The sequence below is a fragment of the Nocardia sp. NPDC051981 genome, assembly GCF_040680715.1.
Taxonomy (GTDB): Bacteria; Actinomycetota; Actinomycetes; order Mycobacteriales; family Mycobacteriaceae; genus Nocardia.
In genome coordinates this window covers 194,650-209,621 of sequence record NZ_JBFAXK010000006.1, presented here as the reverse complement: position 1 = coordinate 209,621, position 14,972 = coordinate 194,650, and the positions used below count along the sequence as shown (strand labels likewise).

Genomic DNA, 14,972 nt, shown 5'->3' with positions numbered 1-14,972 from the left:
GCGGCGTGGGCGTTCACGCCTCTTCGAGCAGCTCTGCGGTGACAGCGCTTTCGGTGTCGGGCACGCCGAGTTCCTTGGCGCGCCGGTCCGCCATCGACAGCAGCCGCCGGATGCGGCCCGCCACAGCGTCTTTCGTCATGGGCGGATCGGCCAGCTGGCCCAGCTCCTCCAGGGACGCCTGCCGGTGCAGCACGCGGAGCTTGCCCGCGGCGGCCAGATGGTCCGGCACATCCTCGCTCAGTATTTCGAGCGCGCGCTCCACGCGGGCCGCGGCGGCCACGGCCGCGCGGGCCGAACGACGCAGGTTGGCGTCGTCGAAATTGGCCAGCCGGTTGGCGGTCGCCCGGACCTCGCGGCGCATGCGCCGCTCCTCCCAGGTGAGCCGGGTGTCCTGCGCGCCCATGCGGGTGAGCAGGGCGCCGATGGCCTCACCGTCGCGCACCACGACGCGATCGGTGCCGCGCACCTCGCGCGCCTTGGCCGAGATGCCCATCCGCCGCGCGGCGCCGACCAGGGCGAGCGCCGCCTCCGGCCCGGGGCAGCTCACCTCCAGCGCCGAGGAGCGGCCCGGCTCGGTGAGCGAGCCGTGCGCGAGAAACGCTCCACGCCAAGCGGCTTCGGCATCGCCGATGCTGCCGCCCACCACCTGGGCGGGCAGCCCGCGCACCGGGCGGCCGCGCACATCGAGCAATCCGGTCTGGCGCGCCAGCGCCTCGCCCTCCTTGGAAACCCGCACCACGTACCGGGAGGTTTTCCGGAGCCCGCCGGCGCCGAGGACATGCACGTCCGAGCCGTATCCGTACAGCTCGAAGATCTCTCGGCGCAGCCGACGTGCAATGGAACCCATGTCCACCTCGGCTTCGACGATCACTCGACCGCCGACGATGTGCAATCCACCGGCGAACCGCAGTAGCGCGGACAATTCCGCTTTGCGCGAGCTCACCTGTGATACAGAGAGCCGGCTCAGCTCGTCCTTCACTTCCGCTGTCATCGCCACGAGACGCGCTCCTTTCCACCCAACCCGGACCGCACACGTTGGCCCATATGCCGTCCTTCGACTCGAAGCCCTGCCAATTCCGGCCGAGGTTGCCGGATCACCTGATCCAGTGCGGCGGCAAGCTTTCCGGGGTGGTGCCGGTCCGTCCCCGCCTCGGCGACATCAGCGAAGGTTACTCGCGCACGCAGCTGTTCGGCAGCTCTTGCCAGATGTTCGCGTTCCCTACCCTCCGGTACGGAACCGGAGTCCACCAGAACATGGTCGACTGTGAAATCCGGTGCGTGCTGGGACAATACATGCAGGTGCCGTTCGGCGCTGAATCCGGCCGTTTCGCCCGGTTCGGCAGCGAGGTTGAGCACCAGCACTTTCCGCGCCCGCGTATGCAGCAGCGCTTCGTGCAATTCGGGCACCAGCACATGCGGGATGACGCTCGTGAACCAGCTCCCGGGACCCAGCACCACCACGTCGGCGTGCTCGATGGCCGAGGTCGCCTCGGGGCAGGCGGGCGGATCCGAGGGGATCAACCGCACTCGGCGCACCTTGCCCGGCGTGGTCGCCACGGCCACCTGACCGCGGATGCCGCGGCTCACGCGCGGATCGCCTTCCAGCCCAGACACATCCGCCTCGATGGTCAGCGCGATGGGCGACATGGGTAGCACGCGGCCGGTGATCCGCAGGATCTTTCCAGCCTCGTCCAGGGCCGCCACCGGATCGCCCAGCTCCTCGGTGAGACCCGCCAGAATCAGATTGCCCACCGAGTGCCCGGCCAGCGCGCCGGTGCCGCCGAAGCGGTGTTGCAAAGTTCGCGCCCAGATGCCGTCGGCCTCTTCGGCCAAGGCCGCCAAGGCCATTCGCAGATCGCCCGGGGGCAGCATGCCCAGCTCGGACCGCAGCCGTCCCGAGGAGCCGCCGTCGTCGGCGACCGTGACCACCGCGGTGATCTTGCGGGTGAGCCGCCGGATGGCGGTCAGCGTCGAATACAGGCCGTGCCCACCGCCGAGGGCCACGATGGCCGGATTGGTGGTGCGGACGGAGTCGTTCTCGCTCATTCCCGCCCCAGATCCCGATGGACCACACGCACCACGTCACCCGAGTCGTTGCCGGCCGGGGCCGATTCGTTGCCCGCCAGCGCCTCGCCCAGCGCCTCGGCTATCGCCACACTGCGGTGTTTGCCGCCGGTACAACCCACTGCCACGGTCATGTATCGCTTCCCCTCTTGGCGGTAGCCCTCGGTCGTCAGGTCGACGAGATGTCGCGCGGTGCCCAGATAGTCCTGCGCGCCCGGCTGCGACAACACATACTCGCTGACCGGGGCGTCCTGTCCGGTCTTTTCGCGGAGTTCGGGAATCCAATGCGGATTCGGCAGAAACCGCAAATCGAACACCATGTCGGCGTCGAGCGGGACTCCGTATTTGAAACCGAACGATTGGATGGTCAGCTGCAGCACGGTGGCGGCGTCGCCGCCGTAGACCTCCTCGAGCTTGCGGTGCAGCTGGTGGATGGACAGCGCGGTGGTGTCGATGACGACGTCGGCGGCCGTTTTCACCGGGTCCAGGCGCCGCCGCTCGGCGGCGATGCCGGCGGTCAGGGTGCCGTCGGCGCTCTCGCTCTGCAGCGGATGGCGGCGGCGCGCGAACCCGAAGCGGCGGATCAGCACATCGTCGGAGGCCTCCAGGAACAGGATGCGGGTGCGCACACCCGCGGCCCGTAGCTGCTCCCCGACCGCGGCGAGGTTCCCGGTGAAGAAGCGGTTGCGCACGTCCATGACGAGCGCCAGTTTGCGGATGGGCGGTTCGGCGCCGCGGCCGAGATCGACCATGCGGCCGATCAATTCGGGTGGGAGGTTGTCGGCCACGTAGTAGCCGAGATCCTCGAGCACCTTGGCGGCGGTGCCGCGCCCGGCACCGGACAGGCCCGTCACGATGACGACCTCGACCGGTGCGGATTCGGGTGCCGATCGCCCGCTGCGAGCGGTCGGCTGGGACTCACCTGTATCGGTTGCCTTGCTGTTTTCGGCCGTATCAGTACTGGCTTCGACGCGCGTCATGTCCTACCGGTTCGTGTCTGGAGTTCCCTCGATCATCCTGCACCGACGCCCGGAAACGCGGCAGGCACACGACGGGAGCGAGACACAGCTGTGATTTCCGCTCCCGACCTGCACACACGGCGTGTCGCAGTTTTGCTATTCGGCGTGTCGCACTCTACCCGGTGCATCCCGATTGGACGCGCCATCGCGGCAAACCCGATGGGTCCGCGCACGATTGCTACGGCTGCTGCAGAGCGGCCAGGACCGCCTTGGCCGTCGCCACGCCGATACCCGGGACCTCGGTGATCTGCTCCACCGTAGCCTGCTTGAGCTTGGCGACCGATCCGAAGTGCGTGACCAGCGCGGTCTTGCGCGCCGAGCCCAGCCCGGGCACCGAGTCCAGCACCGATTCGGTCATCCGCCGCGAGCGCTTGGAGCGGTGGAAGGTGATGGCGAAGCGATGCGCCTCGTCGCGGACCCGCTGCAGCAGATACAGCGCCTCGCTGGTGCGCGGCATGATCACCGGGTCCGCCTCGTTCGGCACCCACACCTCCTCCAGGCGCTTGGCCAGCCCGATGACCGCGACATCGGTGATGCCGAGTTCGTCGAGCACCTCGGCGGCGGCATTCACCTGCGGTGCACCGCCGTCCACCACGTACAGGTTGGGCGGGTAGGCGAAGCGGCGCGGCTTACCGGTCTTCGGATCGATGCCGGGCAGGCTGGATTCGACCGGGTCCGAACCGGATTCGAGCTCGGCGGCCTCGGCGGCGTCCAGGTCACGGCGGAGCTTGCCGAAGCGCCGCCGGGTCACCTCCGCGATGCTGCCGACGTCGTCGGAGCGACCCTCGCCGGCGGCCTCCTTGATGGCGTAGTGCCGATACTCGGACTTGCGCGCCAGGCCGTCCTCGAACACGACCAGCGAGGCCACCACATCGGTGCCCTGCACATGCGAGATGTCCACGCATTCGATGCGCAGCGGCGCGCTGTCCAGATCCAGGGCGTCCTGTAGTTCCTGCAACGCGGCCGAGCGCGCGGTCAGGTCGCCGGCGCGCTTGAGCTTGTGCTGGGCCAGGGCCTCCTGGGCATTGCGCTGCACGGTCTCGGCCAGCGCCTTCTTGTCGCCGCGCTGCGGCACCCGTAGCTGCACGGCCGATCCACGCAGGTCCGAGAGCCACTGCTGAACCTGCTCATGATCATTGGGCAGGGCCGGGACCAGCACCTCGCGCGGGACCACGGCCCCGGGCTGCGCGTCCCCGCTCTGCTGGGCGACCGCGGTCTGCTCGCCGTAGAACTGGGTCAAGAACTGCTCGACCAGGGCCGCCAGCTCCCCAGCGGATTCCGCCGCAGCAGGATCGATCGGACCTGGGCCGGGGCCCTCCGTGGTTACGCCGGCAAGCGCTGGGAGGTGGAGCGACGCCTGCGGGCCTGACCGCTCCAGGTCCAGGGCGTCGCCGGACTTGTCGACCACCCAGCCGCGCTGCCCGCGCACCCGGCCGTCGCGCACGTGGAAGATCTGGACCGCGACCTCGAGCTCGTCCACCGCGAAGTCGATGACATCGGCGTCGGTGCCGGTGCCCAGCACCACGGCCTGCTTCTCCAGGGCGCGCTTGAGCGCCTGCACATCGTCGCGCAGGCGGGCGGCCAGTTCGAAGTCGAGTTCGTCGGCGGCCTCGTGCATGCGGCGCTCGAGCTGCTTGACCAGGCGATCGGTCTTGCCGGAGAGGAAGTCGCAGAAGTCGTCCACGATCTGCCGGTGCTCGGCCGCGCTCACCCGGCCGATGCACGGCGCGGAGCACTTGTCGATATAGCCGAGCAGGCACGGCCGCCCGATCTGACTGTGCCGCTTGAAGACTCCCGCCGAGCAGGTGCGCACCGGGAATACCCGCAGCAGCAGATCCAGGGTCTCGCGAATGGCCCAGGCGTGGGCGTACGGGCCGAAGTACCGCACGCCCTTCTTGCGCGCGCCGCGGTAGACGAACACCCGCGGATACTCCTCGTCGAGGCTGACCGCCAGCACCGGATACGACTTGTCGTCGCGGTAGCGGACATTGAAGCGCGGATCGAATTCCTTGATCCAGTTGTATTCCAGCTGCAGCGCTTCCACCTCGGTGGACACCACGGTCCACTCGACCCCGGCCGCCGTGGTCACCATCTGCCGGGTGCGCGGGTGCAGCCCGGCCACGTCGGCGAAGTACGAGTTCAGGCGCTGGCGCAGGCTTTTCGCCTTGCCGACATAGATGACCTGCCCGAACTTGTCCCGGAACTTGTAGACACCTGGTTCGACGGGAATGGTGCCCGGTGCGGGCCGGTAGGTCGCGGGATCTGCCACGGCTCCAGGTTAGTCAGTGTCCCCGACAGGCGGCCAAGGCCTCCGACACACCCGCCGGGCCTCCGGGCGACCATCCGCGGCGGTCACGGTGACGAAGTATCCGCGAGATCGTTCACCTGGAGGGACCGCCATGATCCGACTGCGCTGGCGCCGCCGCTCGCTCGCCATCGCGGGGGCGGTCTGCCCGGCCGCCGCCGCCATGGTGGCGGTCTCGGTGCCGGCCGAGGCCGCCGCCGGGCCGATCTTCGTCTACGGCGACACCGCGAGCACACGACGCCGCTGCCGATCCGCGCTGGGGCCGTGGCGAATTCGGCACTGGAGCCGCTGGTCGCCCAGCACGGGCGCGGCCCGGCAGCGCCCGCGCGTCCCGGCGGACTCGCCACGCCGGAACACCGATCTCCGCGAGGTTCGACCGTCCAGCGGGGTCACGCGGTCAGTATGGGACGAACTGTTTCGTTTGATCTGTCCGTCTACGAGGGAGTTTGATCGATGACGAACCATCACCATCTCCACCTGTGCCACCGGTCGCTCGCGATCGGTGCCGCACTCGGCATCGGCGCGGCGGGCCTGATCGCGGTATCGGCGCCGGTCGCCGGCGCCGACTCGGGCTGCCGCATCGACCGGATGCTCGACACCGCCACCTTCACCTGCCCCGCGGACACCTGGTACGCCGCGGTGGTGCAGTGCCTGGGCAAGCGGCAGGTGGGCAGCGGCTACCAGGCCCCCACCTACATCGTGGGCGATTCGCCGCGGCCGCTCATCCCGATGACGATCGAATGCAACGGCGAGGGCAAGCAGGGCATCGTGCTGAATGCCTGGACCGATGGGCCGTTCTGACCCGACCTTCATTCCGATCCGCGTTGCGTGGAGCTAGGCGATCTCGCGCCGCAAAGCTGGTGCGAGATCGCCCTTTTCGCCCACCTCGACGGTGTCGAGTTCGAGCCAGCCGGCCATGTCCCGCAGCGCCGCGGCCAGTGCGGCCACCACCCGCGAGTGGTCCCGGCCCGGCTCGGCGAACGCGCCCGGCACCAGCAGCCGCCCGGTCCCGCGCTCGGCGCGCAGGTCCACCCGCGCCACCAGTTCGCCGTCGAGCAGGAACGGGAACACGTAATACCCGTGCACGCGTTTGTGTTCCGGCGTGTAGATCTCGATGCGGTAGTGGAAGTCGAAGAGCCGCTCGGTGCGGTCGCGGAAGAAGATGAGCGGATCGAAGGGGCACAGCAGGGCCGCGCCCGTGACCCGGCGCGGAGTGCGGGCCTCGGCATGCAGGTAGGCGGGCTTGTCCCAGCCCGCGACGCTGACCCGCTCCAATTCTCCGGCGTCGAGGAGGTCGGCGATGGCGGGCTCGGTTTGGCGGCGGCTGAGCCGATAGTAGTCCCGCAGATCGGTTTCGGTGCCGATGCCGTGCGCCCGCGCCGCACGCCGCACCAGTTCCCGCACCGCGTCGGCTTCGTCCGGTTCGCGCGAGAGGACCTCGGACGGAAGGACATTCGCGGCCAGGTCGTAATGCCGCTGGAAGCCCACGCGTTTCGGCACCGTCAGCTCCCCCGCAGCGAACAGTGCCTCGCAGACCACCTTGGTGTCGCTGTAATTCCAGCCCCAATTGTCCTTGGCCCGCGGCCGATCCAGTTCCAGATGCCGCTCGATCTCGCCCGCCGTGCTGGACCCGAACTCCTTGACCACGCCGAGCACGTCGTCGGCCAGGGCCGGATTGCGTTCGAGCACCTGCCGCATCCCGTTCCAGCGTCCGTGCCGGTACTGCACCATGCGCCAGCGCAGGAGCGGCCAGTCCTCGACCGGGATCAGCGCCGCCTCGTGCGCCCAGTACTCGATGAGCTGCCGGGGCCGCCGGCTGGTGTGCCCCCACGCGGCCTCGTCCAGCAGTGCCCGGTCGTAGGCCCCGATCCGGCTGAACACCGGGGCGTAGTGCGCGCGCACCACCGCCGACACCGAGTCCAGCTGCAGCAGTTGGGTGCTGTCGAGCACCTTCAGGACCGTCCGCCGGGTGGGCGTCCCGCTCGGCGGCGCAGAGGCGAAGCCCTGTGCCGCGAGTGCAGTGCGGCGCGCCGCCGCGAGTGACAGGGATCCGGACGAAGAAGTCGGCACACTCGAACAATGCCATGTCCCACCGACAACCCCGTTCGATACAGCGCTGTATCGAGCGCCTGTACAGCAGCGACCTCGTTCGATACATTCGTGTATCGAACTTCGACACCAAGGAAATCATGGGCATGATCGAGAATCCGGATGTCATCGTGGTCGGGGCCGGGCTGGCCGGTCTCGTCGCCACGCACGAGCTGGTCAAGGCGGGACGCCGCGTACTCGTGCTGGATCAGGAGAACCGCGCCAACCTGGGCGGCCAGGCGTTCTGGTCGCTGGGCGGGCTGTTCTTCGTGGACAGTCCCGAACAGCGGCGGCTCGGCGTCAAGGACAGCCTCGCGCTCGCCATGCAAGACTGGTTCGGCTCGGCCGGCTTCGACCGTGAGGACGAGGATCACTGGGCGCGGCAGTGGGCGCGTGCGTACGTGGAGTTCGCGGCCACCGAGAAGCGGCAGTACCTCTACGACCTCGGATTGCGGGTGACGCCCGTGGTCGGCTGGGCCGAGCGCGGCGGTGTGACCGCCGACGGGCACGGCAACTCGGTGCCGCGCTTCCATCTCACCTGGGGTACCGGCCCCGAGGTGGTACGGGTGTTCCTCGAGCCGGTGCTCGAAGCCGAGAAGCGGGGACAGGTCGGCTTCGCCTTCCGGCACCGGGTCGACGAACTGATCGTGGAGGACGATGCGGTGACCGGCGTGCGCGGCAGCGTGCTGGAGCCCGCCACCGAGGCTCGCGGGGTCGCGTCCTCACGAAATATCGTGAGCGAGTTCGAGTTCCGTGCGCGGGCGGTCATCGTGTCCTCCGGCGGCATCGGCCACAATCACGAACTCATCCGCCGCAACTGGCCGACCGACCGGCTCGGCCCCTGCCCGGAGCATCTGATCTCCGGCGTGCCCGCGCACGTGGACGGCCGCATGCTGGGCATCACCGAGGCCGCGGGCGGGCGCATCGTGAACCGGGATCGCATGTGGCACTACACCGAGGGCATCCACAACTGGGATCCGATCTGGCCCGATCACGCCATCCGCATCATTCCCGGCCCGTCCTCGCTGTGGTTCGACGCCAATGGAAAGCGCATGACCGCACCGGCTTTCCCGGGTTTCGACACCAATGCCACCATGAAGCAGATCCTGGCGACCGGCTACGACTACTCGTGGTTCATTCTCGATCAGTCGATCATCGAGAAGGAGTTCGCGCTCTCGGGCTCGGAGCAGAATCCCGACCTCACCGGCAAGGATCTGAAGCTGGCCCTCAAGAGCCGGGTAGCGAAGGGCGCGCCGGGCCCGGTGGAGGCCTTCAAGCAGCACGGGGTGGACTTCGTGGTCGCCGACACCCTCGCCGAGCTCATCGCGGGCATGAACAAGATCTCGCGCGGCCCGCACCTCGACCTCGCCGACATCGAGCGCCAGATCGTGGCCCGCGACCGGGATGTCGAGAACAAGTACAGCAAGGACGCCCAGCTGATGGCCGTCAACAACGCGCGCCGCTTCCTGGGCGACAAGGTCCGGGTGGCGAGCCCGCACAAGATCCTGGATCCCGCGCACGGCCCGCTGATCGGCGTGCGCCTGAACATCCTGACCCGCAAGACGCTGGGCGGCCTGCAGACCAATCTGGACTCGCAGGTCATCCGCGCCGACGGCACCCCGTTCCCGGGCCTCTACGCCGCGGGCGAGGTCGCCGGGTTCGGCGGCGGCGGCGTGCACGGCTACAACGCGCTGGAGGGCACATTCCTCGGCGGCTGCATCTTCTCCGGCCGCGCCGCCGGCCGCGCCCTAGGCCGCGCCCTGAAGTAGAGGTTCGATCCTGCCGCCCGGGCAACGTCCGGGCGGTGGGCGACAACTGATTTCGCGCCCGTCAGGGTAACTCGCCGGGTACGTCCTGAATCGGTTCGGCACCCGACCGCCGGCACGGGTGCACAGCGGTCCGCGGCACTCGGCCGTCCGCTAAAGTTCCGGGGAGGCGGGACTGAACCAGCGGTAGAGGTCGCGGCGCAGCAGTAGTGCCAGCACCACGCCGGACACCATCACGCCGAAGAGCATGGTGAACGGTCCCACGCCCGTGGGCATTTCGGCCGACACCAGCGTGAAGATGCCCAGGAAGGACTGCAGGCTGGCCAATCCGAGCGCGGTCACCCAGATCCAGCGCGAGCGCAGCCCGAACAGCAGTGCGGCGCCGCCGGTCACCCAGGCGGCGAAGAAGTGGCCGATACTTCCGACCACGCACGAGACTCCGCCGGTGATGGACAGCAGGCTGTGCAGCACCGCCAGTCCCATCCCTCCGAGCGCGGCGTATTGCGTTTCCCGGACCTGGGCGGGCATGTCGATCTCGGAACCATCACGGCGCAACCCCCGCACCCCGTCGAGCACCCGCTCGAAAAATCTGGCTGGAATGCCGTTTTCCGTGGCGACGGGTGTCATATCCACCTCGTCGGCAACGGCCATCTGCGAACTCACAGCACTCCTCATCGAGTAACCCCTGGTCGCGCGCCCCCTGCGAACGCGCTGAACCTGACGCTAACCAAATGTTCGGATTCCGGACAATCCGGTTGACGAAGTTATGACCATGGCCACAGCCGATAGCCAGCATTCGAAAAAGTGATCTCGAACACATAACGGCCGCACGCGATTTCGCGTGCGGCCGTTGAAAAGCGCAGGTCCGGGCGGAGTTCCCCAGTGTACCCCGGAAGCGGAAAACTACTTGTCGTCCATGGGGATCGGTGGAATCACCGGGAACTCGCCGGTGTAGCCCTCACGCAGCCTGGCAACGGCCAGCACCCGCGGGCTGGCGACCTTCCACCCGATGGCCAGCGCGGGCACGATGATCACCAGGCTGCCCACCGTCCACGTTCCGACCGGATGGTCGAAAGCCATCAGCACCAGCACCGCGAAGAGGAAAACCAGCGTCGCGATGCCGGTGTAGGGCGCACCGAACATCCGGAACGCCGGACGCTCCGCCCGCCCCTTCTTCCACAGGTAGAACAGCTTCAACTGGCACAGCACAATGGTCGCCCAGGATGCCAGAATGCCGAGCGACGCGACGTTCAGCACGATTTCGAAAGCCTGCGACGGCACAATGTAATTCAGCCAGATACCGAACAGCGCGATGGTGGCGGTGAGCAGAATGCCACCGTACGGCACACCGGCACTGGACATCCGCGCGGTGAATTTCGGCGCACTGCCGTTCATCGCCATCGAGCGAAGGATGCGGCCGGTCGAATACAGTCCGGCATTCAAACTCGACAGCGCCGCGGTGAGCACCACGAAATTCATGATCGAACCCATGTGCGCGACACCGAGTTTGCCGAAGAAGGTGACGAACGGGCTCTCGCCGCCCTTGTACGCGGTGTAGGGCAGCAGCAGCGCCAGCAGAATCACCGAGCCGCAATAGAATACGGCGATACGCATGATCACCGAATTGATGGCGCGCGGCATGATCTTGGCCGGATTCTCGGTCTCGCCGGCCGCGATGCCCACCATTTCCACGGCGGCGTAGGCGAACACGACGCCCGAGGTGACGGTGACCAGCGGCAGCACGCCCGTCGGGAACCAGCCGCCGGCGTCGGAGACCATACGCAGGCCGGTGCTCTGGCCCTCGACCTCGAAGCGCCCGGCCAGGAAGACGGTGCCGACGACCAGGAAGGTCACCAGGGCCACCACCTTGATCATGGCCGCCCAGAACTCCATCTCGCCGAACCATTTGACCGAGACCAGGTTGATGCCGAGCACGATGATCAGCGCGCCCAGCGCCAGCAGCCATTGCGCGATCGGCTGGAAGGGTCCCCAGTAGTGCAGATAGGTGGCGATCGCGGTGGTGTCGACGATGCCGGTCATGGACCAGTTCAGGAAGTACATCCAGCCCGCCACGAACGCGGCCTTCTCACCGAAGAATTCGCGCGCATAGGAGACGAACGAGCCCGAGGACGGGCGGTGCAATACCAGTTCGCCGAGCGCGCGCAGGATGAAGAAGACGAAGATGCCGCAGATCAGGTACACCAGGAACAGCGATGGGCCGGCATTGTGCAGCCGGCCACCCGCGCCCAGGAACAGGCCGGTACCGATGGCACCGCCGATGGCGATCATCTGCAATTGCCGGGGCTTCAGGGCTTTGTGATAGCCGCTGTCCTCGGCATTGAGGCTGGTGGCAGTAGTCCGGATCTCGGTCATTCGCCGGGTTAACCCTCCGCAATCGTGAAGTGAGGCAGCCTGAGGGTACCTTGCCATTTGCTGAGCTCCACATCGGCACTCTGAGCGGGGAATCATTCGCAAAAAGAAGGCCGGTCAAATGACCAATTAGCATGGCTTTTCGGAGATTGCCGTGAAGGCGCTGAAATACTCGAGCGACCTGCGGCCCGTACTTCCCCTGGTAGCCCTCCGATCCGGCCCGTCAAAGCCATGCCCGCGCGGGCCCACGGCGCTAGAGTCCGATCATGAGGCGCTCGCGACGAATCGGGAGCGGCGCTGCCGCTCTGCTGCTGCTGGTCGGATTGGTCACCGCCTGTTCGTCCTCGACGAACCAGAGTGCGTCGTGCACGGTGTCCCCCAACGGAACTCCGGTCACCTCCGGGGTGCCCGCCGGGCCCAGCAGCACGAATCTGGCCCTGCACCCCGAGGTCGCCACCGGCTACCGCACCGGCATGACACCCGTGCGCACCGGCGATTTCGCGGTCTCCACCGCCAATCCCGTTGCCACCGAGGCGGCTTGCCGGGTACTGCGGGACGGCGGCACCGCCGCGGACGCGCTCATCGTGGCGCAGACCGTGCTGAATCTGGTGGAGCCCCAGGCCACCGGTATCGGCGGCGGCGCCTTCCTGATGTACTACGACGCCAATGCCCGGACCGTCGACGCCTACGACGGCCGCGAGACCGCCCCGACGGCGGCCACCGAAGACTACCTGCGCTACATCAGCGCCGCCGATCACACTGTGCCGCAACCGAATGCGCGGGCCAGCGGACGCTCCATCGGCACGCCGGGAGTGCTGCGGATGCTGGAGCTGGCCCACGACGAGCACGGCAAGCAGCCGTGGAAGGACCTGTTCGCCCCGGCGATCAACCTGGCGGATCAGGGCTTCAAGATCTCACCGCGGATGGCGAGCCAGATCTCGGACTCCAAGGCCGACCTCGCGCGCGACGACAATGCCAAGGCGTATTTCCTGCAGCCCGACGGCAGCCCGAAGCCGTCCGGCACCACGCTCACCAATCCGGCCTTCGGCAAGACCCTCTCGGCCATCGCGACCGACGGGGCGAACGCCTTCTACACCGGCGCGATCGCCGCGGACATCGTGGATACCACCGCCACCACCGCGGGCGGACGCACCCCGGGGCTGCTGTCCCTGGCGGATCTGCAGTCCTACCAGGCGAAGAAGCGCACCGCGGTGTGCTCGCCCTACCGCACCCACGAGGTGTGCGGCATGCCCAACCCGTCCTCGGGCGGCATCACGGTGGAGGCGACCCTGGGCATCCTGTCCAACTTCGATCTGGCGTCGATGAAACCGGCGGACCTCGGCGGCGACAGCACTACCGCCCGCAACGGCGGCCAACCCACCCCGGAGGCCGTGCACCTGATCGCCGAGGCCGAGCGCCTGGCCTACGCCGACCGCGACAAGTACATCGCCGACTCCGATTTCGTTCCGCTGCCGGGCAATTCGCCGCAGACCCTGCTGGATCCCGGCTATCTGAAGCAGCGTGCGGCGCTCATCGACCCGACCAAGAGCCTGGGCACCGCCAAGCCGGGTGACTTCGGCCCGGTGCCGGTCGGCAACGGCCCGCAGCAGCCCGAGCACGGCACCAGCCACATCTCCATCGTCGACAAGTACGGCAACGCGGCTTCCATGACCACCACGGTCGAATCCGCGTTCGGGTCATTCCATTTCGTGGACGGGTTCATCCTCAACAACCAGCTCACCGACTTCTCGGCCGAACCGGTCGACAAGGACGGCACCCCGATCGCCAACCGCCTCGACCCCGGCAAGCGGCCGCGCAGCTCCATGGCCCCGACCCTGGTCTTCGACCGTGATCCCGACGGCTCGCGCGGCGCGCTCAGCTATGTCACCGGTTCGCCCGGCGGGGCGGTGATCATCCAGTTCGTGGTGAAGACCCTGGTGGGCATGCTGGATTGGGGCATGAACCCGCAGCAGGCGGTGTCGATGATCGACTTCGGCGCGGCCAACTCCCCCACCACCTATGTGGGTGGTGAGCATCCGGCCATTGACGCCTCCGACAACGGCGACCACGATCCGCTGGTGCAGAAACTGCGCCAGTACGGCGACCAGGTCTCGGTCGCCCCGCAGTCCAGCGGTCTGTCGGCCCTGGTCCGCGACGGTAATGGCTGGATCGGCGGCGCGGACCCGCGCCGCGAGGGCGCGGTGCTCGGCGCCCCGCGCTAGCGACGGTCCTGGTTCTCGGCGCTGTACTTGGCGCCGAGTTCCCGGAACCGGTCCATGGCCTCGGCAGCGCGCATCTTGTCGTTGGAGCGGATGGCCATCATGGGCACGTACTCGTCGTGCGCCAATTCCAGCCGGGCCCAGGACTTCTTGTCCGGGAAGGAGATCCCGCGGATGTCCTTCCACTGGAACTCGCTGTCGCCCACGATATTGCGCACCGTCACCCCGCGCCGGCCGACTCGCACCCGGGGCCGGGTGAGCGTCAGCACGCCGCCGGCCAGCAGCAGGCCGAACACCATCAGGCCGATCTGGTCGGAGACCCGGAAGTTCACGCCGGTGGATCCGTGCCGCAGCACGATGCCGCCGAAGATGAAGATGGCCGCCAGCACCGCCGCCACGATCCGCACGGTGACGATGGCGTGGTGCGGTCGCACCTCGAGATCCCAATCGCCCGCGGCGGTACCGGGCTGCACCGGCGTCTCGGTTTCGGTCGACTCGGCCATGGCGTCCTCGGACTCCGCTCTCTGCTCGGCCCGCGGATCGGAGTGCGCCGCAGGTGTTTCCGGCGTGGCGGCAGGCTTGCGGGGCGGCTCCTCGGAGCCGCCGTCCCGCTTCCAGATCCGCACGACCGGCATGGCTAGACGGTCTGGGTCAGCTCGCGCAGGGTCAGCGCGGCGTCGAGGGCGGCGGCCGCGGCCTGCTCGCCCTTGTTCTCGATCGAGCCGGGCAGGCCCGCGCGATCCAGCGCCTGCTGCTCGGTGTTCACGGTGAGCACGCCATTGGTGACCGGGGTGCTCTCATCGAGGGACACCCGGGTCAGACCGGCGGTCACCGAATCGCACACGTACTCGAAATGCGGTGTCTCACCACGGATCACGACACCCAGCGCGACCACCGCGTCATGGCTGCGGGCCAGTGCCTGCGCCACCACCGGCAGCTCCATCGCGCCGGCGACCCGGACCACGGTGATGTCGGCGACGCCCGCGGCCCGGGCGGTCTGCTCCGCGTTCGCGACCAGCGCGTCGCAGATGGTGGTGTGCCAGCGCGACGCCACGATCCCCAGCTTGAGGTCCTTGGCATCGGCCAGCTCGAAGGTCGGTACGCCCGTACCGCTCATTCTCGTTCCGCCCTCTCGATAGTC

General features: G+C 68.2%; 12 protein-coding genes. 3 read left to right on the top strand and 9 right to left on the bottom strand.

Translation table 11 applies throughout. From position 1 onward, the window contains the following. Window positions 1-13: 13 nt before the first annotated feature. From whiA to uvrC, 4 genes are all read right to left on the bottom strand, one after another. Window positions 14-997: a DNA-binding protein WhiA gene (gene whiA / locus AB0L60_RS14265; RefSeq protein WP_040858457.1), complete on the bottom strand. Its 984-nt coding sequence runs from the start codon at window positions 995-997 to the stop codon at window positions 14-16. Next, window positions 988-2,046: a uridine diphosphate-N-acetylglucosamine-binding protein YvcK gene (gene yvcK, locus AB0L60_RS14260; protein WP_364612581.1), complete on the bottom strand. Its 1,059-nt coding sequence runs from the start codon at window positions 2,044-2,046 to the stop codon at window positions 988-990. The genes whiA and yvcK overlap by 10 nt, the downstream gene beginning before the upstream one ends. Next, window positions 2,043-3,044 carry an RNase adapter RapZ gene (gene rapZ / locus AB0L60_RS14255; protein ID WP_364612578.1) on the bottom strand — a complete coding sequence of 334 codons (1,002 nt, stop codon included), beginning with the start codon at window positions 3,042-3,044 and terminating at the stop codon, window positions 2,043-2,045. The genes yvcK and rapZ overlap by 4 nt, the downstream gene beginning before the upstream one ends. A gap of 217 nt (window positions 3,045-3,261) precedes the next feature. Next, complete coding sequence (gene uvrC, locus AB0L60_RS14250; RefSeq protein ID WP_364612575.1) at window positions 3,262-5,352, bottom strand: excinuclease ABC subunit UvrC; 2,091 nt, start codon at window positions 5,350-5,352, stop codon at window positions 3,262-3,264. Between the two features lie 489 nt (window positions 5,353-5,841). On the opposite strand from uvrC, the gene AB0L60_RS14245 reads away from it, so the two are divergent. Beyond that, window positions 5,842-6,189, top strand: coding sequence for a hypothetical protein (locus AB0L60_RS14245; protein ID WP_364612572.1), 348 nt, complete (start codon window positions 5,842-5,844; stop codon window positions 6,187-6,189). Window positions 6,190-6,222: 33 nt separating this feature from the next. Here AB0L60_RS14245 and AB0L60_RS14240 read toward each other — a convergent pair whose 3' ends face one another. Beyond that, window positions 6,223-7,458: a crosslink repair DNA glycosylase YcaQ family protein gene (locus AB0L60_RS14240; protein WP_364612569.1), complete on the bottom strand. Its 1,236-nt coding sequence runs from the start codon at window positions 7,456-7,458 to the stop codon at window positions 6,223-6,225. A gap of 125 nt (window positions 7,459-7,583) precedes the next feature. Here AB0L60_RS14240 and AB0L60_RS14235 point away from each other — a divergent pair, with 125 nt between their 5' ends. Beyond that, window positions 7,584-9,245 (top strand): FAD-binding dehydrogenase, encoded by a 1,662-nt coding sequence (locus tag AB0L60_RS14235; protein ID WP_364612566.1) that lies wholly within the window; start codon window positions 7,584-7,586, stop codon window positions 9,243-9,245. A 150-nt stretch (window positions 9,246-9,395) separates the two neighbouring features. On the opposite strand, the gene AB0L60_RS14230 is transcribed toward AB0L60_RS14235, so the two are convergent. Both AB0L60_RS14230 and AB0L60_RS14225 read right to left on the bottom strand, forming a co-directional pair. Continuing rightward, a complete protein-coding gene (locus AB0L60_RS14230) occupies window positions 9,396-9,905 on the bottom strand; it encodes a hypothetical protein (RefSeq protein ID WP_364612563.1) in 510 nt (169 codons plus the stop codon). 240 nt (window positions 9,906-10,145) lie between these two features. Next, a complete protein-coding gene (locus AB0L60_RS14225; protein WP_364612560.1) occupies window positions 10,146-11,615 on the bottom strand; it encodes an amino acid permease in 1,470 nt (489 codons plus the stop codon). Window positions 11,616-11,878: 263 nt separating this feature from the next. Between AB0L60_RS14225 and AB0L60_RS14220 the strand changes: the two genes are divergently transcribed. Continuing rightward, window positions 11,879-13,834 carry a gamma-glutamyltransferase family protein gene (locus AB0L60_RS14220; RefSeq protein WP_364612557.1) on the top strand — a complete coding sequence of 652 codons (1,956 nt, stop codon included), beginning with the start codon at window positions 11,879-11,881 and terminating at the stop codon, window positions 13,832-13,834. Here AB0L60_RS14220 and AB0L60_RS14215 read toward each other — a convergent pair. Further along, window positions 13,831-14,466 (bottom strand): PH domain-containing protein, encoded by a 636-nt coding sequence (locus tag AB0L60_RS14215; RefSeq protein WP_364612554.1) that lies wholly within the window; start codon window positions 14,464-14,466, stop codon window positions 13,831-13,833. The genes AB0L60_RS14220 and AB0L60_RS14215 overlap by 4 nt on opposite strands. A gap of 2 nt (window positions 14,467-14,468) precedes the next feature. Then, complete coding sequence (ribH, locus tag AB0L60_RS14210) at window positions 14,469-14,948, bottom strand: 6,7-dimethyl-8-ribityllumazine synthase (RefSeq protein ID WP_357003218.1); 480 nt, start codon at window positions 14,946-14,948, stop codon at window positions 14,469-14,471. Between the last annotated feature and the right edge of the window lie 24 nt (window positions 14,949-14,972).